At 71.0% G+C, this 20,186-nt stretch carries 20 protein-coding genes and 1 tRNA gene; 5 read left to right on the forward strand and 16 right to left on the reverse strand.

Annotated features, from left to right (window positions below):
• Positions 1 to 26: 26 nt before the first annotated feature.
• Entirely contained in the window at positions 27 to 2,888 is a 2,862-nt protein-coding gene (locus KM427_RS18965; protein WP_252275430.1) for a DEAD/DEAH box helicase, read from the forward strand.
• 703 nt (positions 2,889 to 3,591) lie between these two features.
• Here KM427_RS18965 and KM427_RS18970 read toward each other — a convergent pair.
• The 7 genes from KM427_RS18970 to KM427_RS19000 form a co-directional block, all read right to left on the reverse strand.
• Positions 3,592 to 3,665, reverse strand: a tRNA-Met gene (locus tag KM427_RS18970).
• Between the two features lie 51 nt (positions 3,666 to 3,716).
• Positions 3,717 to 6,908, reverse strand: a complete 3,192-nt coding sequence (locus KM427_RS18975; RefSeq protein WP_215524937.1) for a UPF0182 family membrane protein — start codon at positions 6,906 to 6,908, stop codon at positions 3,717 to 3,719.
• A gap of 39 nt (positions 6,909 to 6,947) precedes the next feature.
• On the reverse strand, positions 6,948 to 7,529 hold the full coding sequence (locus KM427_RS18980) for a PPA1309 family protein (RefSeq protein WP_215524938.1): 582 nt from the start codon (positions 7,527 to 7,529) through the stop codon (positions 6,948 to 6,950).
• The gene (locus KM427_RS18985; RefSeq protein ID WP_215524939.1) at positions 7,526 to 8,581 is read right to left on the reverse strand and encodes a YlbL family protein; all 1,056 of its coding nucleotides are present in this window, start codon (positions 8,579 to 8,581) and stop codon (positions 7,526 to 7,528) included. Before KM427_RS18985 ends, KM427_RS18980 begins: the two co-directional genes overlap by 4 nt.
• 42 nt (positions 8,582 to 8,623) lie before the next feature.
• Positions 8,624 to 8,866: a hypothetical protein gene (locus KM427_RS18990; protein ID WP_215524940.1), complete on the reverse strand. Its 243-nt coding sequence runs from the start codon at positions 8,864 to 8,866 to the stop codon at positions 8,624 to 8,626.
• Positions 8,867 to 8,911: 45 nt separating this feature from the next.
• Positions 8,912 to 9,337: a molybdenum cofactor biosynthesis protein MoaE gene (locus tag KM427_RS18995; RefSeq protein ID WP_215524941.1), complete on the reverse strand. Its 426-nt coding sequence runs from the start codon at positions 9,335 to 9,337 to the stop codon at positions 8,912 to 8,914.
• 9 nt (positions 9,338 to 9,346) lie between these two features.
• Positions 9,347 to 10,339, reverse strand: a complete 993-nt coding sequence (locus KM427_RS19000; protein ID WP_215524942.1) for an NAD(P)-dependent alcohol dehydrogenase — start codon at positions 10,337 to 10,339, stop codon at positions 9,347 to 9,349.
• Between the two features lie 99 nt (positions 10,340 to 10,438).
• Here KM427_RS19000 and KM427_RS19005 point away from each other — a divergent pair, with 99 nt between their 5' ends.
• Both KM427_RS19005 and KM427_RS19010 read left to right on the forward strand, forming a co-directional pair.
• Entirely contained in the window at positions 10,439 to 11,752 is a 1,314-nt protein-coding gene (locus KM427_RS19005) for a zinc-dependent metalloprotease (RefSeq protein WP_215524943.1), read from the forward strand.
• Positions 11,749 to 12,300 (forward strand): NUDIX hydrolase, encoded by a 552-nt coding sequence (locus KM427_RS19010; RefSeq protein WP_215524944.1) that lies wholly within the window; start codon positions 11,749 to 11,751, stop codon positions 12,298 to 12,300. The genes KM427_RS19005 and KM427_RS19010 overlap by 4 nt, the downstream gene beginning before the upstream one ends.
• A gap of 133 nt (positions 12,301 to 12,433) precedes the next feature.
• Here the strand turns inward: KM427_RS19010 and KM427_RS19015 are convergent, their stop codons facing one another.
• The 3 genes from KM427_RS19015 to KM427_RS19025 form a co-directional block, all read right to left on the reverse strand.
• Entirely contained in the window at positions 12,434 to 12,973 is a 540-nt protein-coding gene (locus KM427_RS19015) for a M48 metallopeptidase family protein (RefSeq protein WP_183593187.1), read from the reverse strand.
• 9 nt (positions 12,974 to 12,982) lie between these two features.
• Positions 12,983 to 14,011 (reverse strand): PHP domain-containing protein, encoded by a 1,029-nt coding sequence (locus tag KM427_RS19020; RefSeq protein ID WP_215524945.1) that lies wholly within the window; start codon positions 14,009 to 14,011, stop codon positions 12,983 to 12,985.
• 340 nt (positions 14,012 to 14,351) lie between these two features.
• Positions 14,352 to 15,146 (reverse strand): enoyl-CoA hydratase/isomerase family protein, encoded by a 795-nt coding sequence (locus KM427_RS19025; RefSeq protein WP_183593185.1) that lies wholly within the window; start codon positions 15,144 to 15,146, stop codon positions 14,352 to 14,354.
• A gap of 211 nt (positions 15,147 to 15,357) precedes the next feature.
• Between KM427_RS19025 and KM427_RS19030 the strand changes: the two genes are divergently transcribed.
• Positions 15,358 to 15,516, forward strand: a complete 159-nt coding sequence (locus KM427_RS19030) for a DUF5679 domain-containing protein (RefSeq protein ID WP_165821076.1) — start codon at positions 15,358 to 15,360, stop codon at positions 15,514 to 15,516.
• Between the two features lie 141 nt (positions 15,517 to 15,657).
• Positions 15,658 to 16,419, forward strand: a complete 762-nt coding sequence (locus KM427_RS19035; protein WP_215524946.1) for a hypothetical protein — start codon at positions 15,658 to 15,660, stop codon at positions 16,417 to 16,419.
• A 16-nt stretch (positions 16,420 to 16,435) separates the two neighbouring features.
• Here KM427_RS19035 and KM427_RS19040 read toward each other — a convergent pair whose 3' ends face one another.
• The 6 genes from KM427_RS19040 to KM427_RS19065 all read right to left on the reverse strand — a co-directional run bounded on the left by KM427_RS19040 (position 16,436) and on the right by KM427_RS19065 (position 20,154).
• Positions 16,436 to 16,600, reverse strand: a complete 165-nt coding sequence (locus tag KM427_RS19040) for a hypothetical protein (protein WP_183593183.1) — start codon at positions 16,598 to 16,600, stop codon at positions 16,436 to 16,438.
• Between the two features lie 169 nt (positions 16,601 to 16,769).
• A complete protein-coding gene (locus KM427_RS19045) occupies positions 16,770 to 16,976 on the reverse strand; it encodes a putative WhiB-interacting protein (protein WP_215524947.1) in 207 nt (68 codons plus the stop codon).
• 37 nt (positions 16,977 to 17,013) lie between these two features.
• Entirely contained in the window at positions 17,014 to 17,178 is a 165-nt protein-coding gene (locus tag KM427_RS19050) for a hypothetical protein (RefSeq protein ID WP_183593181.1), read from the reverse strand.
• A gap of 61 nt (positions 17,179 to 17,239) precedes the next feature.
• Positions 17,240 to 17,578 carry a WhiB family transcriptional regulator gene (locus KM427_RS19055; protein ID WP_183593180.1) on the reverse strand — a complete coding sequence of 113 codons (339 nt, stop codon included), beginning with the start codon at positions 17,576 to 17,578 and terminating at the stop codon, positions 17,240 to 17,242.
• Between the two features lie 124 nt (positions 17,579 to 17,702).
• Positions 17,703 to 17,936, reverse strand: a complete 234-nt coding sequence (locus KM427_RS19060) for a hypothetical protein (RefSeq protein ID WP_215524948.1) — start codon at positions 17,934 to 17,936, stop codon at positions 17,703 to 17,705.
• Positions 17,937 to 18,102: 166 nt separating this feature from the next.
• A complete protein-coding gene (locus KM427_RS19065) occupies positions 18,103 to 20,154 on the reverse strand; it encodes an ATP-dependent helicase (protein WP_246390606.1) in 2,052 nt (683 codons plus the stop codon).
• Positions 20,155 to 20,186 lie beyond the last annotated feature (32 nt).

A 20,186-nucleotide genomic window follows, 5' to 3' on the forward strand; every position in this document is an offset into this window, starting at 1 on the left:
ACCGGCACTGGGACCGTCTCCGCACGGTGCAGGCTGAAGCTGTCGGTCCGGTTCTTGACGGTCGCGATGTCGTCATCGCTGCCGCGACCGCGTCAGGAAAGACAGAGGCTGCATGGCTTCCCGTGATGTCCGCACTGGCCGAGGCGCGCGGCACCAACCAGATGGCCGGCGGCGTCCAGGCGCTGTACCTCGGACCGCTGAAGGCCCTCATCAACGACCAACACCTTCGACTCGAGAGCCTCGGTGAGTACACCAATGTGAAGGTGCACCGGTGGCACGGAGACGTGGCCAGCACTCAGAAACGCACGTTGCTTCGCGACCCGAGCGGCGTCCTGCTCATCACACCAGAATCCCTCGAGGCCCTGTTCGTGCTTAACGGACCCCGAGTCCCAACAGTGTTCGCCGACCTTCGCTACGTCGTCATCGACGAACTTCACTCGTTCATGGGGACCGAGCGCGGCGCCCAGCTCCAGTCATTGCTGTACCGGCTCGACCTCGCCGTCCGGAGACGCGTCCCACGCATCGGGTTGTCAGCAACGCTCGCCGACCCGGCCATCGCTGCCGAGTTCCTCCGCCCCGGCCGGGCCGACCAGGTCGTCGTTCTGGACAACCCAGGCGGCGAGAGCACCGAAATCAAGCTCCAGCTGCGCGCATACGTTCGCCCCGACCCGACCCAGGCACCGAAGTCACACGACGAACCCGCACCAGATGACGACGCCACGCTCGAGGCGGTGTACTCCCGAGACGCCCACGACATCGCCGACCACCTGTTCCGGACACTGCGCGGCGACGACAACCTCGTGTTCGCGAACTCCCGTGCCGTTGTCGAGTCATACGCCGACATGCTGACCACCAAGAGCACCGAGCAGCAGGTTCCGAACGAGTTCTTCCCCCACCACGGCAACCTGTCCAAGGAGTACCGCGAGGACGTCGAGAATCGTCTTCGGTCCTCCGAACACAGGACCACCGCCATCTGCACATCCACTCTCGAAATGGGCATCGACATCGGCTCCACCGACGCAGTCGCCCAGATCGGTGCCCCGGGCAGTGTCGCAGCCCTCCGCCAACGACTCGGACGCTCAGGCAGGCGCGACCAGCCGGCCGTGATGCGGCTCTACATCTCGGAACGTGAACTCACCGAGCGCACGCCCCCGACCGACCAGCTGCGCGCCCAGCTGTTCCAGACGGTCGCGATGACCAACCTGATGCTCCACGAACGGTGGTACGACCCCCCGAACACCAGCGACCTGCACCTCTCGACCCTCGTCCAACAGGTCCTGTCCGTCATCGCCCAGCACGGCGGCGCGAAAGCAGCAGACCTGTACACGAACCTGTGCGCGCAAGGCCCGTTCAACCGCGTCGACAAGACCATGTTCGTCGAGCTACTCCGAGACCTCGGCGCCGCGGAGGTCCTCACCCAGGCCGGCGACGGGCTTCTCCTCGCCGGCCCCGTCGGCGACCAGCTCGTGAACCACTACACGTTCTACGCAGCGTTCAAGACCGCCGAGGAGTACCGGCTCGTCACTCGCGGCCGAACACTCGGCTCCATCCCCGTCGACTACCCGGTACTCCCGGGAAGCCTTCTCATCTTCGCCGGCCGACGCTGGGCCGTCGTCGACGTCGACACCACCTCACGCGTCATCGAGCTCACCCGCTCGTCGGGAGGTCGTCCACCGATGTTCTCCGGCGACGGCGCCCAGGTAGCCGACCTGGTGCGCCAACGCATGCGCGCTCTCTACGAGTCCGACGACGTTCCGGTCTACCTCAACGCACCCGCCCAAGACCTCCTCGACGAAGGCCGAGCCGCGTACCGCCGTCTCCGACTCCAGGAACGCCAACTCCTCCCCTGGGGAGATGACACCGTCGTGTTCCCGTGGCGCGGAGACCGAGTCCTCAACACCGTCGCCGTCCTCCTCGCCGCCCGCGGCCACCACGTCGGCATCGGCGGCGGGACCATGACCATCACCCGTGCCACACCCGACGACCTACGCGCCACAGCACGCGACCTCCTCGCCGACCCCCCACCCGACGCAGCCTCACTCGCCGCCACCGTCCCCATCAAGGCGCACGACAAGTACGACGAGTACCTGTCCGAACCGCTGCTCTGTGCCGCGTACGCCGCCCGCAACCTCGACCTCGCCGGCGCTCGGGATGCACTGCGATCCATCGCCGACGACCCAGAAGTCAGCGACACACTCGACCCGAGACTGCCAACCTCCGACCAGACCGCGCCCACACCCCGTCAGGAGCCCCGCCTCGGGCTCACCGGTTTTGCGGTCATCGACCTCGAAACCACCGGCTTCGCACCCCACCTCGACGACCGGGTCGTCGAGCTCGCCGTCCTCCACGCGGACCCCGACGGCAGCGTGACCGACACCTGGACGACCCTCGTGAACCCCGTGCGCGACACCGGACCGACCGAGGTACACGGCATCCAGAACAGCGACGTCGAGAGCGCACCGACATTCGCTGAACTGACCGACTGGCTGACCGAACGCCTTCGCAACCGCGTGCTCGTCGCGCATAACGCAGAGTTCGACCTCGCGTTCCTCGCAAGCGAGTACGAGCGAGCCGACATCGACATGCCTGCGATACCGAGCCTGTGCACGTTGCACCTCGCTGACCACATCGGACTAGCCGACAACGGCGCCCACGATCTACACAGCTGTTGCGTCGCCGCAGGTATCAGCCTCACCGGAGCACACACGGCCGCTGGAGACGCGACCGCAACGGCGCGGCTCTTGGCCCATGCCCTGCAGGTTGTCCGCCGAGATAGCCGTGTGGGGTTCAACGACCTTCCCGGATTCGAGGCCGCGCCAGCGACGGCCTACGCACCGACGCCGCCTCGGACACGTTCGCGTGAGCCTCGCCTACGTCCCCGCACCTGACCATCGCGCCTGACTGGGGCTACGCCCGGGCTGGTCGCTGACCTGCGAGGCCACGCAGACGGTTCGCGAGCTCGTCCAGCTCTTTAGCGGGGCGGTCCTTCGATGCCTTCCGGCTGCGGGTAGCCGTACGCCTGCTCGGCGTCACGCCAGCGAGACAGCACGAGTCGGGCCCACCGTACTCCTCGGAGGCATCCTGCACCCGCGGCGACGACCGCGTGAGCACCCTCATCCGCAACGAGCTCGATCAGCGCAATCGACAGCGCCGTCACCGAAGGGAGCAAGTCGCCTTAGAGCACTCCGTGGCAGTTGGCTTGCTATGACTCGTGACTCGCGGCACAGAGGGCAGAGTCGAACAGGCTTGGGGCACGCATTGGCGTCAGGACGATCTGCCCCATTCCGCCGCGTACATCGCACCGATCCGCCGCTATCGCCGAGTCGGCTTCGCCTTTGGAGGAGTACTGGGAACGATTCCGCATTCCCATTGCCCGCTGGCCTGGACGCACGCTGGCTGGACGCGACCGGCTATCCAGGGATGTCGGCGGCGCTCGACAAGGCTTTACGTCTCGTTACGGTTCGCCCGAACCGTAACGATGGGTCGCGCCGCCGATGAAGACGGGTCATTTCCGCCCACCTACGGTTTCTGGTTCGAAATCCGAAAGACCCTCTGGCCAGCGTTTCAGCTGGTCAGAGGGCCTTTCCTTTGTAGCGGGGGCAGGATTTGAACCTGCGACCTCTGGGTTATGAGCCCAGCGAGCTACCGAGCTGCTCCACCCCGCGTCGGTGAACCCAACCTTACAGACCGGGGTGGAGCACGCCAAATCGGGTCCGTCAGGACGACGGGCTCGGGGACTCCGTGGGCTCCGGCGAGCCGGAGGGCTGGGCGGGTTCGGTGGGCTGACCACCCTGGCCGCCCTCCCCCGCCGGCGGCGACTCGGGCAGCTGGTCGGCGAGCTCGACGGCCTGGCTGACGAAGTCCTTGCCGCGGTCCATGAGCTGCGCCCAGCGGACGGTGTTGCCGGCCCGCTGCGCCTGGTCGGCCGCCGCGAAGGACGCCTCGGCCTTCGCAAGCAGGACGGCGATCTGCTGGGAGATCGTGCCCTGCGGCTCGCCGCCACCGCCTTTGCCGCCGCCCTTGCCGTTGCCGCCGCCGTTGTTGCCGCCCGGCGTGACGTTCGCGTTCTCGACGCCGAGGGCGTCGGCGAGCGCCTCGCGCAGCGTCTGGCCGATGCCGACCTGGTCGCCGTACGAGACCAGCACGTACTGGAGGATCGGATAGCCGCCGGTGGACCCGGTCCGCTGGGCATAGACCGGCTCGACGTAGATCAGTCCGCCCTCGACCGGGATGGTCAGCAGGTTGCCGTAGAGCGGTGGGTTCCCACCCTGCTGGAAGGGCAGCAGCGCGTTGCGGACGTCCTGGTTGCCGGCGAACTCGCTGGCGATCAGGGACGGTCCGTTCGTCTGCGCGTTCTGGATCTCGAGGACCCGGAACTTCCCGTAGTTCTCGGGGTCGGTCGCGTCGGAGTCGACCGACACGAACGCCGCGAGGTTGCTCTTGCCGTACGGCACGAAGTCCGTGGTCAGCGACCAGACGTTCCGTTGCGCACCGTCAGCGGCCGCCTGGTTCACGAACAGCCGGTACGGCGGCTGCAGGAAGCTGCCCCGCGAGTTCGGGTCCTCGGGGACCTCCCAGCGGTCGTTGCCCTGGTAGAAGTCGCCCGGGTCGGTCACGTGGTAGCGGGCGTACTGGTAGCGCTGCGCCTTGAACAGGTCCTGCGGGTAGCGCAGGTGCGACAGCAGGTCCTCGGGGATGTCGCTCCGCGGCTGGACGGTGCCGGGGAAGGCGCTCTCCCAGGCCTTGAGGATCGGGTCCTCCTCGTCCCATTCGTAGAGCGTGACGGTGCCGTCGTAGGCGTCGACCGTCGCCTTCACCGCGTTGCGCATGTAGTTGACCTCGTCGGTCGGCAGGGTGCGCAGCCCGGTCTTGTCCTGCAGGGAGTCGTCGGTCATCGTCTCGAACGACTCGCGCTGCGAGTTCGGGTAGCGGTCGGTGGCGGTGTAGCCGTCGAGCACCCACAGGATCCGGCCGTCGACGATCACCGGGTAGGCGTCGCCGTCGATGGTCAGCCACGGCGCGAACTTCTCGACCCGGTCGCGCGGGTTGCGGTTGTAGAGGACCTGGCTGTTCTCGTTGACGCGCTCGGAGAGCAGGAAGTTCGGCTCGCCGAACTTCACGGCGTACATCAGCTTGTTGAAGAAGCCGCCGATGTGGACGCCGCCCTTGCCGTCGTACGTCGTGGTGCGGTCCTCGGCGTCGGTGTTCCCCGTGGTGTCCTCGGGGGCGACGGACGGCGTCTCCGAGGCCGAGTCGGTCGGTGCGTCGGACGGGGTGTCCGACGGCGAATCCGAAGGCGCGTCCGAGGGCGCGTCGGCGGAGCCGGTGTCGGCAGCCTCGCCGCCGACCGAGAGGTCGAGCTCGACGGACGGGTCGCTGGGGGCGGCCTTGCCGACGATCGAGTAGTCCGGGCTCTGCTCACCGAAGTAGACGCGGGTCTCGTAGTCGCCGACCGCCTCGGAGAGCGTGCGCTGGCTGTTGTTCTGGATGCCCTCGGCCCACTGGATGTCGGTCTTCTCGGGCCCGTTGTCGGCCGGCCGCTGGTTGGCGTAGGCCGCGATCACGCCGTTGCCGTGCGTGTAGACGGTGTGCAGGTTGGACCAGTTCTTGTCGCCGGTGTTGATCTTGTCCTGGTCGAGCTCGCGGACCCCGAGCACCAGCGCCCGCTCGGTGTCGTCGATCGTGTAGCGGTCGACGTCGAGCACGTCGGCGACGGAGTAGTAGACCCGCGCCTGCTGCTGCTGCTCGAAGGTCTGCCGCACCAGCTGCGGGTCCACCAGCGGCGCCGAGCTGGTCTGCCCGAGCAGCGACGCGAACGCGTCGGCCGTCGCATCGGTGCTCTCGGCCTTCTTGGTGTACTCGGTGACCTCGACGTTGTCGTCGTCGATGGCGTACGCCTCGCGGGTGGCCTTGATGTTGGCGTCGATGTACGGCGCCTCCTTGTCGGCCTCCGACGGCTTGACCTGGAACTGCTGCACGATGCCGGGCCAGATCAGGCCGAGCAGGATCGCGGAGACCGCGAGCAGCGCCAGGCCGACCGACGGCAGCAGCCAGGTGCGGCGCCACACGTTCACGAAGAACAGCACCGCGCAGATCACGGCGATGCCGAGCAGGATGTTCTTGGACGGCAGGATCGCGTTGTGGCCGGTGTAGTTCATGCCGGTGACCAGGGAGCCCGAGCGGGTGACCAGGTCGAAGCGGTCGAGCCAGTAGTCGGCGGCCTTCACCAGCACGAACAGCCCCAGCAGCACCGAGATCTGCACCTGCGCCGCCCCGGAGAGCCGGTCGCGGGAGGTCTGCAGCCGGATGCCGCCGTACAGGTAGTGGACGACGACCGCGGCGATCAGCGCGACGACCAGCACCGCCATCGAGTAGTCGATGAGGTAGTGCAGCCAGGGCAGGTCGAAGACGTAGAAGCCGATGTCCTTGTCGAACCACTCGTCGCGCTGGCCGAACGAGCCGCCGTTGCGCCACAGCAGGTAGCTGCGCCACTCCCCGATCGCCGAGCTGCCGGCGAAGGCACCCAGCACGACGGAGATGCCGACCAGCAGCCAGGTGCGGATCGGCGTCACCGCGTCGCGGTAGCGGTCGAGGCCGGTCTGCTCGGGCGAGTTCGGCCGGAAGAACGGGCGGAACCGGAAGGCGAGGTAGATGTTCAGGCCGACGACGAGGCCCATCACCGCGCCGAAGACGAGGAACAGGCCGGTGCGGGTCCAGAACAAGGTCGTGAAGACGCCGGAGTAGCCGCCGGCCTTGTACCAGAGCCGGTCGGTGTAGAGCGACGCGAAGGTGGACAGGCCGAGGAAGGCGAGCACCAGGACGATCGCGGTGATGATCAGCGCACGCGAGCGCCGTGACCCGCGCGGCGGCGGGGCCTCGCGAGACTCCTCGTCGAACAGCTCACTCATGCCTTGTCTCTCCCTGTTTCCTCAACCACGTCAACCACGTCAGCCCTGCGGCTCCGGGTCGTCCTCGAGCGTTGCGACCAGCAGCTCCAGCAGCCCCGGCACCAGGTCGGCGCCGCCGACCACGGACTGGTCGTCGTCGTGGGAGCGCAGCCGCAGCGCGCAGTACGTCGCGCCCGCGCGCGTGGCGCCCGCGACGATGCGGACCTCCTGCCGGTCGGGGTGCTCGCGCGCGAACTCCTCGGCCGACGCCGGGTCCTCCGGGATCTGCTCGTCGGCGTCCGGCGGCAGCACCAGCCGCTCCACGACCGCCGCGCAGCCGGCGACGCCGGGCGGCCAGCTGACCGCGCGCAGCGACTCCTCGAACGGCCGGTCAGGGGCGAGCTGCTCCTGCTCGATCGGCGTCAGCGACCCCTCGGCCGAGGAGGAGTCGAGGCCCATCGCCGAGGCCAGTGCCGGCTCGCGGGCGACCAGCGAGGCGGTCTCGACGAGGCCGTAGAGCCTCGCCGGCTGGTCCCAGCCCTCGGCGGCGATGTGGCCCTCGATCTCCAGGACGGCCGCCGCCAGCGCGGGGTCGACGTTCTCGAAGCCCGGCAGCGCGGAGTCGTAGTCGTCGTCGCTCATGCAGCATCGTCTCCACAGGTGGGCAGGTCGGCGTCGGGGTCCTCGACCCAGGTCTTGATCGACCGCAGCGCGCTGTGGGTCGACGGCGCCTCGACCAGGCGCATGTCGCCGTTCGGCGCCTGCACGGCCTCGTCGCAGTTGGCGGGCGGCACCAGGAACAGCTCGGCACCGGCCTCGCGCGCGCCGACGATCTTCTGCTGGATGCCGCCGATCGGGCCGACCTTGCCGGCGGCGTCGACCGTGCCGGTGCCGGCGATCGTCCGGCCGTCGGTCAGCGAGCCGTCGGTCAGGGTGTCGTAGATGCCGAGGCTGAACATCAGCCCCGCGCTCGGGCCGCCGATGCTCGGATCGATCGCGATCGTGACCTCGAAGGGGAAGTCGGTGGTCTGGGTGCCGACCTGGACGCCGACCTGCGGCCGGCCGTCGGTCTCCTGCGGCGTCACCGTCAGCGTGTGGCGCTTGCCGTCACGACGTACGACGAACTCGATGGGCTGCCCCGCGCCCGCCTCGGTGACCGCGGTGACGACCTCGTCGGAGTTGAGCACCTTCTCGCCGTCGACCCGCAGGATCACGTCGCCCCGCTCGAACACCCCGTCGGCGGGCGTGCCCTTCTCGACGCCGCCGACCACGGCCTCGGTGACGTCGTACCCGAGCTCGGTGAGGGCGGCGGCGGTCGCGGCGTCCTGCGAGGACGTCATCTCCTGCTTGCCCTCCTGGCGGTTCTGCTCGGCGGTCTCGTCCTTGCGGTAGATCGCGTCGTAGGGATAGACCGCGCTGGAGGAGCTGACCCAGTCCTTCATCAGCTCGAAGAGCGTGTTGTGCGCGTCGGGCTGGGAGACGTAGACGGTCGTCATCCGCAGCTGGCCGTCGTCGGCCCAGGTCTCCTGCCCGTCGACCTGGATGATTGGCTTGCCGTCCTCGTTGTCACCGAGGACGTTCACGGTGATGCCGGGCTCGTAGGTGACGTAGGGCAGCGACTCGAGAGCAGCCACCACCCACAGCGCGATCACCAACGGCACGGCGAGGAGGCCGGCGATGGTGCGCTGCGTCATGGCGCCAAGCCTGTCAGACGGCGCCAACGTCCGCGCGCGCGGTCAGGACGCGCGACGCGAGGGTCGTACGGCGATGCCGGTGCTCCGGTCGGGCTCGGGCCGCGGCGCGGCGTACCCAGGAGCCGGGCGCCGCCGCCGTTGGTCGGGCTCGAGCGCGCCCGCGAGGCGGCGTACGGCGACGTCCCGATCGACCTCGCCACGGCCCTCGCGACCCAGCCAGCCGACCCACAGCATCGCGACCACGGTCGCGACCGCCGACGGCACCAGCCAGAGCAGGATCTCCACGGGTCGAGGGTAGGCGGCCGGGCCACCCCACCCCGGGAGGCGCGCTCAGGGGGTGCCGACCCACTCCTCGGTGCCGTCGCCGAAGCGCTGGTGCTTCCAGATCGGCACCTCGGCCTTGAGCGTGTCGATCAGCGCGCGGGAGGCGTCGAACGCGACACCCCGGTGGGCGGACGCGGTCGCGACGATCACCGCGACGTCGCCGATGGCGAGCGTGCCGACCCGGTGCACGGCCGCGACGCCGTGCACGTCGTACGACGCGGCGATCCGCTCGCAGACCTCGCGCATCTTCTCGAGCGCGGTCGGGTGGGCGGAGTAGTCGAGTCCGTCGACGTCCTTGCCGCCGTCGTGGTCGCGCACCCGGCCCACGAACAGCGTCAGGCCGCCGGAGGCGTCGTCGTCCAGCGCGGCGACGACCTCGGCGACGTCGAGCGGGGTCTCGCGCAGGTCCACCAGGCGTACGACGGAGGTCACGTCAGGACCTTAGACCGTGATGACCACCTTCGCGGCGGCGTGGTCCTCCTCGAGGTAGCGCATCGCCTGCGGAAGGTCCGCGAGCGGGTAGGTCCGGTCGATCACCGGGCGCAGCGTGCCGGCGGCCACCATCGCCAGCAGGTCCGCGACCATGGCGGCGCTTGGCTCGGCCCGGAAGGCCAGCAGCCGTTGCGGCCGCACGAACCTGGCCCGGACGCCGGCCACGGCGAAGAGACGCATCGGCCCGAACAGGCTGCCTCCCTGCGACGTCCCGCCGCCGGAGAGCAGCAGCGCGCCGTCGGCGGTCAGCACCCGGCGCAGGTCCGCGAGCGAGCGGTTGCCGACCAGATCCAGCACGACGTCGTACCGCTGGCCGGAGGCGGCGAAGTCGGACCGCGCGTAGTCGACGACGTGGTCGGCGCCCAGCGCACGGGCCTGGTCGGCGTTGCGCGCACTGCACACCGCGGTCACCTCGGCGCCCAGCGCGGCGGCGAGCTGCACGGCGAAGGTGCCGACCCCGCCCGAGGCGCCGTTGACCAGCAGCCGGTCGCCAGCGGCGAGACGGGCCTCCCGCAGGCCGGTGAGCGCGGTCGTCCCGGCCAACGGCAGCGCGGCCGCCTGCTCGAACGGCAGGTCCGCCGGCTTGCGCGCCAGGACGTCGGCGGGCGCGGCCACGAGCTCGGCGAAGGCGCCCTCCGCGAGCACCTCGCCGACCACCTCGTCACCGACGGCGAGGTCGGTCACGCCGGGGCCCAGCGCCGCGACCACGCCGGCCAGGTCGCGGCCCCGGATCGGTCGCTTCGGGGCGCGCCAGCCGAAGGTCGTGCGGTCCAGCGCGCGTACGACGTAGGGGTCGCCGCGCATCAGGTGCCAGTCGGCCGCGTTGAGCGAGCTGGCCCGCACCCGGACCAGCACCTCCCCGGGTCCGGGCACCGGATCGTCCACCGTGCGCAGCGCGAGCACCTCCGGCCCGCCGTACCGGTCCTGCACGAACGCCTTCACGACCAGCACGCTAGCCAGCCGCGGTCGTGCCGAACATCAGGGACGACCCCGGGTTCTCCCCCCCACCGCCGGTCAGGCCGGGCGCGTACGGTTGGGGGCATGGACAAGCCGGGCGAGACCCCCGACGACGGCGGCCAGAACCCCTTCAAGGGGACGCCGTTCGAGCAGATCTTCAGCGCGATGGGCGGCGGGAGCGGCGCCATGCCGGACCTGAGTCAGCTCCTCGGCCAGCTCCAGAGCCTGCTGCAACCGTACGACGGCCCGCTGAACTGGGACTTCGCGATCGACCTGGCCCGCAAGACCGTGGCCCAGTCGGCCGACCCGAGCCCGGGGCAGCGTCAGCGCGATGCGGTCGCCGACGCGCTCCAGCTCGCCGACCACTGGCTCGACGAGACCACGGCGTTCCCCTCCGGCGTGACCTCGCCGGCCGCGTGGAGCCGCGCCGAGTGGGTCGTCGGCACGATCGACGTCTGGAAGGTGCTGGTCGAGCCGATCGCCGAGTCCTCGGTGCAGGCCCTCGGCACCGCGATGCCGGCCGAGGCCCGCGAGATGTCCGGCCCCCTGATGGGCATCCTCGGCAAGGCGATCGGCGGCATGCTGGCCAGCCAGATCGGCTCGGGCCTCGGGGCGCTGGCCTCGGAGGTGCTGAGCGTGTCCGACATCGGGCTGCCGCTCGCGGCGCCGGGCAAGGCGGCGATCGTGACCGCCAACCTCGAGGCCTTCGGCGCCGACCTCGACGTCAGCGCCGACGACATCCTCCTGTACGTCGCGCTGCGCGAGGCCGCCCACCAGCGGCTGTTCGCACACGTGCCGTGGCTGCGCGATCACCTCATCGGTGCCGTGGCCGACTACGCCCGCGGCATCGAGATCGACGCCGAGGCCATCCAGTCCCGCGTCGAGGAGCAGATGCGCGGCGTCGACCCGACCGATCCCGAGTCGATGCAGCAGCTGCTCGAGGGCGGCATGTTCGACCTCCCCCGCTCCCCCGGTCAGGAGGCCGCGCTACAGCGGCTCGAGGTCACCCTCGCCCTGGTCGAGGGCTGGGTCGACGAGGTCGTCGGCCAGGCCACCGCCGAGCGGATGCCGACCGCCGGCCGGCTCCAGGAGATCTTCCGACGCCGGCGCGCCGCGGGCGGGCCGGCCGAGCAGACGTTCGCGACCCTGGTCGGTCTCGAGCTGCGGCCGCGCCGGCTGCGCGACGCCTCGACGCTGTGGGGCTCGCTGCGCACCCGTCAGGGCACCGAGGCCCGCGACGGCGTCTGGATGCACCCCGACCTGCTGCCGACCGCCGCCGACCTCGACGACCCGCTCGGCTTCCGCGAGGACGCCACGGCGCTCCCGCAGCTCAGCGACGAGGACTTCGACGCCGAGCTCAAGAAGCTGCTCGGCGGCTCCGACCAGCCCGACGAGTGAGCCTGCACGCCGACGCGCTGGCCGTGCTCGACGGCTGGCGCGCGCCCACCGACGACCAGGAGCGCCTCCGGCAGCGGTACGCCGAGCACCTGCGGGCCCGGCCCGACGGCATGTGGCGCGAGTGCCGTCCCGACCACGTCACCGCGAGCACGATCGTCGTGGACGCCACCGGCGAGCGGGTGCTGCTGACCCTGCACGCCAAGGCCCGCCGCTGGTTCCAGCTCGGCGGCCACTGCGAGCCCGGTGACCGGACGCTGGCCGGTGCCGCCCGGCGCGAGGCGACCGAGGAGTCCGGCCTGGCCGGCCTGACCCTCGACCCGGTCCCGGTGCAGCTCAGCGAGCACGAGGTGCCCTTCTGCGGAGCGGACCCCTCCGGCCGCCCGGTGCACCACCTCGACGTCCGCTACCTGGCCATCGCCCCCGACGGGGCCGAGCATGCCGTCAGCGTCGAGTCGCTCGACCTCCGCTGGTGGCCGGCCGCCGCGCCGCCCGACCCCGAGGCGGACATGGTCGAGCTGGTCGCGTTGGCCCGGGCCCGGCTGGGCTGACCGGCCGGCCGGGTTTCGGCTGCTGGCAGCCGATCCCGGCACGACACGCCGGTCGAGCGCGGCGTGTCGTGCGGCTTTCGGCTGCCGACAGCCGAAACCCGCACCACGTCAGGCCGCTGCCGGGGCGCCTCGGTCAGTCGACCTCGTCGCCCACGACCTCGCTGGGCGGCGGGTCGAGGCGGGCGGCCGCGGACCAGCCGATCAGGTAGCCCTTCGCGCGCTCGGCGTTCGGGTACCGGTCCACCCAGGACCAGAACCGGTCGTTGTGGCTGGCCTCGAACAGGTGCGCCAGCTCGTGGATCAGCACGTAGTCGATGACCCACGACGGCATCCCCTGCAGCCGCGCGGACAGCCGGATGGTCCGGTCACCCGGGGTACACGACCCCCAGCGGGACGCCTGGTTCTCGACCCAGCGCACCGACTCCGGCAGGGCCAGGCCGCCGAGATAGCGATCGCTGAGCGCTCGGGCCCGCTTCATCAGGTCTTCGTCGCTGGGCTTGCGCCGGCGCTCGGACTTCTCGAGGCGGGCCAGCATGGTCTCGACCCACTCGGCCTCCTCCTTGCGGGAGAGCGAGGCGGGGATCATCACCACGACGCGGTCGCCGTCGCGGTACGCCGACACGGTGCGGCGCCGCCGCTTCGAGCGGCGTACCTCCACCTCCGGCCTGGTCATGGATCGAAACTAGCCGTTCGCCCAGGCCAGCAGGCGCTCTCGCGGCCAGGTGTTGACGATCCGGTCGGGATCGATGCCCGCCTCCTCGGCGCGCTCACAGCCGTAGACCTGGAAGTCGAGCTGCCCCGGGGCGTGCGCGTCGCTGTCGATCGAGAAGAGGCAGCCGACGTCGCGGGCGAGCTCGAGCAGCTTCGTCGGTGGGTCGCGACGCTCGGGTCGGGAGTTGATCTCCACCGCGGTGTTGCTCTCGACGCACGCCTCGAAGACCGCGCGCGCGTCGAACTGCGAGCCCGGCCGGGTGCCCCGGTTGCCGGTGATCAGGCGGCCGGTGCAATGGCCGAGCACGTTGGTGCGCGGATGGTGCACCGCGGCGACCATCCGCCTGGTCATCGCGGCGGCGTCCATCTTCAGCTTCGAGTGCACGCTGGCGACCCGGACGTCGAGCTGCGCGAGCAGGTCGTCGTCCTGGTCGAGGGACCCGTCGTCGAGGATGTCGACCTCGATGCCCTTGAGCAGCGTGAAGCCGCCGTCCAGGTGGTCGTTGACCGCGTCGATGACGCCGAGCTGACGGCGCAGCCGCTCCGGACTGAGCCCGCGGGCCACCGTGAGCCGAGGCGAGTGATCGGTGAGCACGAGGTAGTCGTGGCCGAGCTCGATCGCGGTGAAGGCCATCTCCTCGATCGGCGAGCCGCCGTCGGACCAGTCGGAGTGGCAGTGCAGGTCGCCGCGCAGGACAGCCCGGAGGTCGGCGCCGCCGCCGGTCAGTGGACCGCCGTGCTCACGCTCGAGGGTGGCCAGGCGCTCGGGCAGCTCGCCGCGGACCGCCTGCTCGATCACCTTCGCCGAGCTGGCGCCGACGCCGGGCAGCCGGGTGAGCGTGCCGTCCGCGGCGGCCGCCGCCACCTGCTCGGGCGGCAGCGGCAGGATCGCGGCCGCGGCCCCGCGGAACGCCTTGACCTTGTAGGTGTCCTCACGGCCACGCTCGAGCAGGAACGCGATCCGTCGCAGCGCCGCGACCGGACCTCCGTCGTACGACACGCCGACACCTCCCGAACTCGGTCGTGGTTTCTTTCCTCCACAACCAGTGGACAGCCATTGTGGCTGGTCAGACCGACAGTGCCCGCCGTACGCCGCGCTCCGTCCACAGACAGATCCCGTGCCAGGACGCTTTCCTCCACCACACTGGTGCTTCCTCCACAGGTTTCTCCACAGCACTGTCCACAGGTTGTGGCCGGCTCGCGTTGACCGCCGCGCGCCGCGGCTCCTAGCGTCGTCCCCGACGAGGCCCCCGGGCAGCCGTTCGACACTCGCAAGGGGAAGGTGAGTGTCGGATCGGCGATCCGGGGGCCTCTTCCTCGGCCACCAGGGCCAAGACGGCCTACCGGCCGGTGAAGACGGGCGGACGCTTCTCCCGCGCCGCCCGGATGCCCTCCTGCAGATCGGCCGTCGCGAGCGTGATCGGCTGCGCCATCGCCTCCCACTGCAGGCACGCCTCGACGTCGGCGTGACCGCCGTCGCGCAGGGCCAGCTTGGTCAGCTTGCTCGCGATCGGTGCGGTGGCCGCGATCCCGGCGGCGGTCTCGAGCACCTCGTCGAGGAACGACGCGGGCTCGACGACCCGCGAGACGAGCCCGAGCCGGAGCGCCTCGTCGGCGTCCACGATCCGCCCGGTGAGCAGCAGGTCGCGCGCGTGCGCCTCGCCCACGACGTTCGGCAGCAGGAACGTCGCCGCCATGCCCGAGTGCATGCCCAGCTTCACGAACGGCACCCCGAGGCGGGCCCCCGCCGCGGCGTACCGGACGTCGCAGGCCAGCGCCAGGCAGAGCCCGGCGCCGATCGCGTGGCCGTTGACCGCCGCGATCGTCGGCACCTCGAGCCGCCGGATCGACAGCCAGGCCCGGTAGAAGGCGAGCATCCGGGTGCGCAGGTAGTCGACGGAGGCATCCGGCTCGCTGGCGATCCACGAGGTGTTGCCGCCCGAGCTGAACGCCGTGCCCTCACCGGTCACCACGACCGCCCGCACCGACGGGTCGGCGGCGATCTCGTCGACGGCCGCGACCCACGACGAGGTCATCTCGTCCGACATCGCGTTGCGCTGGGCGGGGTTGTCGAGGGTCAGGAGCACCACGCCGTCACGGGGGCGCTCGAGGCGAAGATGGCTGAGTTCGGACATGCGGACAACGTACTCAGCGGCCTCCCGCGGCGCCGTGACCGACCGCACGCTCGAAAACCCTCGAGAATCGGCACGCGGTGTGCCTTCGCCACGCTCAGCCCCGCGTGTCGTAGGGTCTGATACGGCCCGGCGGCACCCCGGCGGGCTCCGGCGGGTCTTCCCCTTCGCCCCGTCGCGACGACCGAGAAATGAATTAGGCAAGGAGGCCGTCATGGCGGAGACCTGGAGCGGCGAGTTCTACTGCGTGAAGTGCAAGGAGAAGCGCGAGGCCGAGGGCGAGGTCAAGGTCAACGACAAGGGCACCAAGATGGCCAAGGCCGTCTGCCCGGTCTGCGGCACGAACCTCAACCGGATCCTCGGCAAGGCCTGACGCGCACTCGCGCGTAGCGCCCCACGAGTTCGACGGCGGCGTCACCCCGGTCACCGGGGCGACGCCGCCGTTGCTCGTGGGGCACCCATCGCGCTGTGGATGACCGCCCACGGCGCTCCCACGCCGGGTAGACCTCGGGGCATGAGCTCCCCCAGCAGCCTCCTACGCCCCGGCCTGCACGTCGTACGCCGCGACGACCGGCACCTGCAGATCGGCCTCGACCCGCCGTGGCGCGTGATCGCCCCGGACGTCCCCGACGTCCACCTGGTGCTCGCCCACCTCGCATCCGGCTCACCGCCGGCGCCGGCCACGACCGATGGTCACCGCCTGCTGCGCGACCTGACGGCAGCCGGCATGCTCCGGCCGGAGCCGCCGCCGGCCGGACGCGTCGCGCTCACCGGCACCGCCATCCTCTGCGCCGAGGCGGGCCGGCTGCTCGCGGCGGGGCCGGTCCACCCGGTCGACGACCCGGCGCACGCCGACGTGGTGCTGGTCCTCGCGGCGGGCGAGCCGTCCCGCGACCTGGTCGACGACCACCTGCGCGACGGGCGCCCACACCTGGTGACCGGCGCGGGTGCCCGCGGCCACCGGGTCGGCCCCTTCGTCGTGCCCGGAGTCACCGCGTGCCTGCGCTGCGTCGACGCCCACCTGGCCGAGCGCGACCCGCGCCGGGCCGTGGTCGTCGAGCAGCTGAGCGGCGTCGCCGCCGGGCCCGAGGACGCCGTCCTGGCGGCCCTCACCGTGGCCTGGGCGGTCCGCGACGTCCGGGCCTACCTGGCGGGTGAGCGCCCGACGACCTGGTCGGCGACCGTCGACCTCGATCTCGCGCTGTCCCCACGTCCGCGCGAGTGGCGGCGGCACCCCTGGTGCGGCTGCGCCTGGGACGCCGTGGCGACGGGTTGACGGGCGACCGGTGACCTCACCACCACTCGCTGTCCAGCTTGCCCTCCATCGCCCGCAGGTTGGCCCGGGAGCACTCGTCGCAGAAGGTGCGCCGGCGACCGTTCTCGACCGCGGTGGTCCAGGTCAGCGTCTTCGCGTCGTCGGTCTCGACGCGTCCACAGAAGTCGCACGTCGCCGTCATCACCCCAACCTAGTGGCCATCACCGGAAGTTCTTCGGGACCCCCGAGGAACTTCCAGCGACGACCACTAGCCATCCCGGCCCGCAAACGCCGGGAGCCGGCCCCGACGTACGAACGTCGGGACCGGCTCCCGGTCTCAGGTCACCCGCGATCAGGTGAGGATCTGCGTGTCAGAGCGCGCGGGCGAGGGCCAGACTCGCCTGCTGTGCCGCCTCCTCCGCCTTGCGGCTGAGTCGGCGGGCACGGGCCAGCCGGTAGCCCAGCTGGAGCTGTTGCGCCTCTCCCAGGCGCGCGGACATTTGCGCGCGGGCGAGATTTTCGTGGAGAAGATTCATGGCGGTGAGTCCGTTCGGGTTGGTCTGCTGGTGCGTGTTCATCGGAGTCGGTTCGACTTTCTGATCTGCGGTGGCTCGCTCAGAGCGACCGGGCGATGGCGAGACGGGCCTGCTGAGCGAGCTGCTCGGCCTTGCGGCCGGAGCCGAGCAGGCGGGCCAGCCGGCGACCTCGCCGGCTCTGCTGCGCCTCCCCCAGCCGAGCGGATACGTGCGCTCGAGCCAGGTCCTGGTGGCTGAAGTTCATCTCGGTGTCCTTTGACGTCGTTGTCGAGAAGGTGGATCGATGGATGGGTGGTGGGCTGCTGCTAGGCGGCGACCTCGTTCTTGCGGGGCCGGCCGCGGGGCCGCTTGCGCGGGATCACGACGCCCTGGAGGAAGAGCTGGCCGCCCCAGACGCCCCAGGGCTCACGCCGCTCGAGAGCACCGTCGAGGCACATCGTCCGGACCGGGCAGTCCAGGCAGAGGGCTTTGGCGTACTCGACGTCGCTGGGCGACTCCGCGAACCAGAGCTCGGGGTTGTTGACCCGGCACGGGAGCAGCTCCTCGTCGACGCGTTGCGCCTCGTCGTGGAGCTGGCCCAGCGTGGGCTCGGGGAGCCTCGCCTCGGCAGTCCCATCGGTGCGGACGAGTTCACTGATGGTCATGTTTCACCTCCTTCTTCGTTGACCTGATCGCTGTGGGTGGTGCGGTTCGGTTCCGGAGAAACAGAAAGGCCGCGGATCCCGGTTCGGGTTCCGCGGCCTGGAGGCTGCCGATGGCTGTTGGGTGTCAACAGGTCGGTGGTCTCCAGGCACTGGTCCCCGGGAAGTAGGACTGAGCAAGGCCCAGCTGTCCCTTGGTGCCGCCCTCGGTGGCCGTGATGACCGCGCGCTCACGCACAACAGTCGTCGTGGCGATGCGGGCATCGGTCGCCGGCGCGCAGGCGCCGAAGGCGTGGCCGGAAATGGGCATGCCGAAGCGGAACGGGGTCTGAGCCGTCAGCCGGAACTTGATGCTGTTCATCAGGGCCACCTCCTTCGGTGAGTCATGCGCTGGTCGTGCCAGGACCGTGCTGCGCGAGCGGGTAGTGACAGGAAACTATCGGGTCACCCATGTAATGGGCAAACCATTTAGTGCCTATTTCCCGAAAAGTTTCTGCCACTCGCCTCTTGCGCCTGCCGATCGGCGCTCAGCCGACCAGGTCGAGCACGTCGTCGCCGTACTTCTCGACCTTGGACCGGCCGATGCCGTTGATCCGCAGCAGCGCCTCGGGGGTGCGCGGCTTGTGCTCGGCGATCAGCTGCAGCGTGGCGTCGGTGAAGACCACGAACGCCGGCTTGCCCTCCTCGCCCGCCCGCGCCTTGCGCCACTCGCGCAGGCGCTCGAAGAGCTCCTCGTCGTACGACGCCGGGCAGTCGGCGCAGCGGCCGACCTTCTTCTCGGCGCCCGTGCTGAGCGGCCGGCCGCACTCACGGCAGCGGGCGACCTTGCGGCTGCGCGGCTGCTGCGCCTCGGCGCGCGCCGACTCGGGCAGCAGCGGGTCGAGGAAGCGGGAGGGCTTGCGGGAGGCCCGCCCGCCCGGGCTGCGGGCCAGCGACCACGAGAGCGCGAGGTCGACGCGGGCGCGGGTCATGCCGACGTAGAGCAGCCGGCGCTCCTCCTCGACCGCCGCCGGGCTCTCTGCGTAAGTGATCGGCAGCGTGCCGTCCTGGAGGCCGCAGAGGAAGACGGAGTCCCACTCCAGGCCCTTGGCGGCGTGGAAGGTCGCGAGCGTGACGCCGTCGGCCACCGGGGCGTGCTGCTCGGCGGCCCGACGGTCGAGGTCGTCAACGAACGCGTTGAGCTCGGCGCCCGGCGTGGCGGCGAACTCGGCCGCCTGGTCGACCAGCGCCTGCCAGGACTCCCACCGGTCTCGGGTCTGGCCGCGGGCGGTCGGCGCCGTGGGCGTCCAGCCCATGCCGGCGAGGATGCCGGTCACCGACTCGACCAGGCCGTCGCCCGCTGCCTCGCCCGACCGGGCGGCTCCGCGCAGGCGGGTGACCGCCTCACGCACCTCGGCGCGGTCGAAGAAGCGGGCGGCGCCGCGCACGACGTACGGGATGCCGCGCGCGGCGAGCGCCTCCTCGAACGCCTCGGACTGGGCGTTGATGCGGAACAGCACGGCCACCTCGCTCAGCGAGCGCCCGGAGTCGCGCAGCCGCGCGACCTGGGCGGCCACGGCCTCGGCCTCGGCGACCTCGTCGGCCCGCGGCGTGTAGGAGACCGTGGGACCGGACGGCCGCTGGGCGCGCAGCTCGACACCGCGACTCGACGAGGGCGCGAGCAGCGTGTTGGCGGCCTCGACCACCTCGGGGGTCGAGCGGTAGTTGCGCACCAGGTCGATCGAGACGGCCTGGGGGTACTCGGTGCGGAAGTCGCGCAGGTAGCGCGCGTCGGCGCCCGCGAAGGAGTAGATGGTCTGGGCGGGGTCGCCGACGACGCACAGCTCGTCGCGACCGCCGAGCCAGAGCCGCAGCAGCGCCCACTGGATCGGGGAGACGTCCTGGAACTCGTCGACGACGAACCACTTGTACTGCCGGCGCACCTGCGCGGCGACGCGCTCGTCGCCGTCGAGCAGGCCGGCCGTCAGCAGCAACACGTCCTCCATGTCCATCCGGCCCTGGGCCCGCTTGACCTCTTCGTACGACGCGAAGATGCGCGCCACCGTGTCGTGGTCGTGGCCGGAGACCGCCCGCCCCCGGGCTCGGGCGACCCGCGCGTAGTCGTCGGGGTGGACGTTGCTCACCTTGGCCCACTCGATCTCGGAGGCGAGGTCGCGCAGCAGCGCCTGGTCGGCACTGAGCCGCTGGCGCCGGGTGGCGGAGGCAAGCATGCCGATCTTGGACTCGGTCAGCGTCGGCAGCTCGGTGCCGTGGACGCGCGGCCAGAAGTAGCGCAGCTGGCGCAGCGCGGCCGAGTGGAAGGTGCGCGCCTGCACCGAGGCGGCCCCCATGGTGCGCAGCCGCGCCCGCATCTCCCCCGCCGCCCGGGTCGTGAACGTCACCGCCAGCACCTCGGTCGGTGCATAGACCCCGGTCGCGACGCCGTGCGCGATCCGGTGCGTGATCGCCCGCGTCTTGCCGGTGCCGGCTCCCGCCAGCACTCGGACCGGTCCACGCAGCGCCTCCGCAACCTGGCGCTGCTCGGGGTCGAGGGCGGAGAGCAGGTCGGGCATCTGCGGGAACAACTCCTGGGCGGCCATGGTTGGATCGGGCGAGAACCACACCCTAGACG

This window comes from Nocardioides sp. LMS-CY (genome assembly GCF_018732145.1).
Classification (GTDB): domain Bacteria; phylum Actinomycetota; class Actinomycetes; order Propionibacteriales; family Nocardioidaceae; genus Nocardioides; species Nocardioides soli.

What these genes read in the sequence shown, in the direction of transcription:
- KM427_RS18975 (WP_215524937.1), bottom strand. Translation starts at nt 6,908, where the DNA reads ATGAGTGAGCTGTTCGACGAGGAGTCTCGCGAGGCCCCGCCGCCGCGC.
- KM427_RS18980 (WP_215524938.1), bottom strand. Translation starts at nt 7,529, where the DNA reads ATGAGCGACGACGACTACGACTCCGCGCTGCCGGGCTTCGAGAACGTC.
- KM427_RS18985 (WP_215524939.1), bottom strand. Translation starts at nt 8,581, where the DNA reads ATGACGCAGCGCACCATCGCCGGCCTCCTCGCCGTGCCGTTGGTGATC.
- KM427_RS19005 (WP_215524943.1), top strand. Translation starts at nt 10,439, where the DNA reads ATGGACAAGCCGGGCGAGACCCCCGACGACGGCGGCCAGAACCCCTTC.
- KM427_RS19015 (WP_183593187.1), bottom strand. Translation starts at nt 12,973, where the DNA reads ATGACCAGGCCGGAGGTGGAGGTACGCCGCTCGAAGCGGCGGCGCCGC.
- KM427_RS19025 (WP_183593185.1), bottom strand. Translation starts at nt 15,146, where the DNA reads ATGTCCGAACTCAGCCATCTTCGCCTCGAGCGCCCCCGTGACGGCGTG.
- KM427_RS19030 (WP_165821076.1), top strand. Translation starts at nt 15,358, where the DNA reads ATGGCGGAGACCTGGAGCGGCGAGTTCTACTGCGTGAAGTGCAAGGAG.
- KM427_RS19035 (WP_215524946.1), top strand. Translation starts at nt 15,658, where the DNA reads ATGAGCTCCCCCAGCAGCCTCCTACGCCCCGGCCTGCACGTCGTACGC.
- KM427_RS19040 (WP_183593183.1), bottom strand. Translation starts at nt 16,600, where the DNA reads ATGACGGCGACGTGCGACTTCTGTGGACGCGTCGAGACCGACGACGCG.
- KM427_RS19045 (WP_215524947.1), bottom strand. Translation starts at nt 16,976, where the DNA reads ATGAACACGCACCAGCAGACCAACCCGAACGGACTCACCGCCATGAAT.
- KM427_RS19050 (WP_183593181.1), bottom strand. Translation starts at nt 17,178, where the DNA reads ATGAACTTCAGCCACCAGGACCTGGCTCGAGCGCACGTATCCGCTCGG.
- KM427_RS19055 (WP_183593180.1), bottom strand. Translation starts at nt 17,578, where the DNA reads ATGACCATCAGTGAACTCGTCCGCACCGATGGGACTGCCGAGGCGAGG.
- KM427_RS19060 (WP_215524948.1), bottom strand. Translation starts at nt 17,936, where the DNA reads ATGAACAGCATCAAGTTCCGGCTGACGGCTCAGACCCCGTTCCGCTTC.
- KM427_RS19065 (WP_246390606.1), bottom strand. Translation starts at nt 20,154, where the DNA reads ATGGCCGCCCAGGAGTTGTTCCCGCAGATGCCCGACCTGCTCTCCGCC.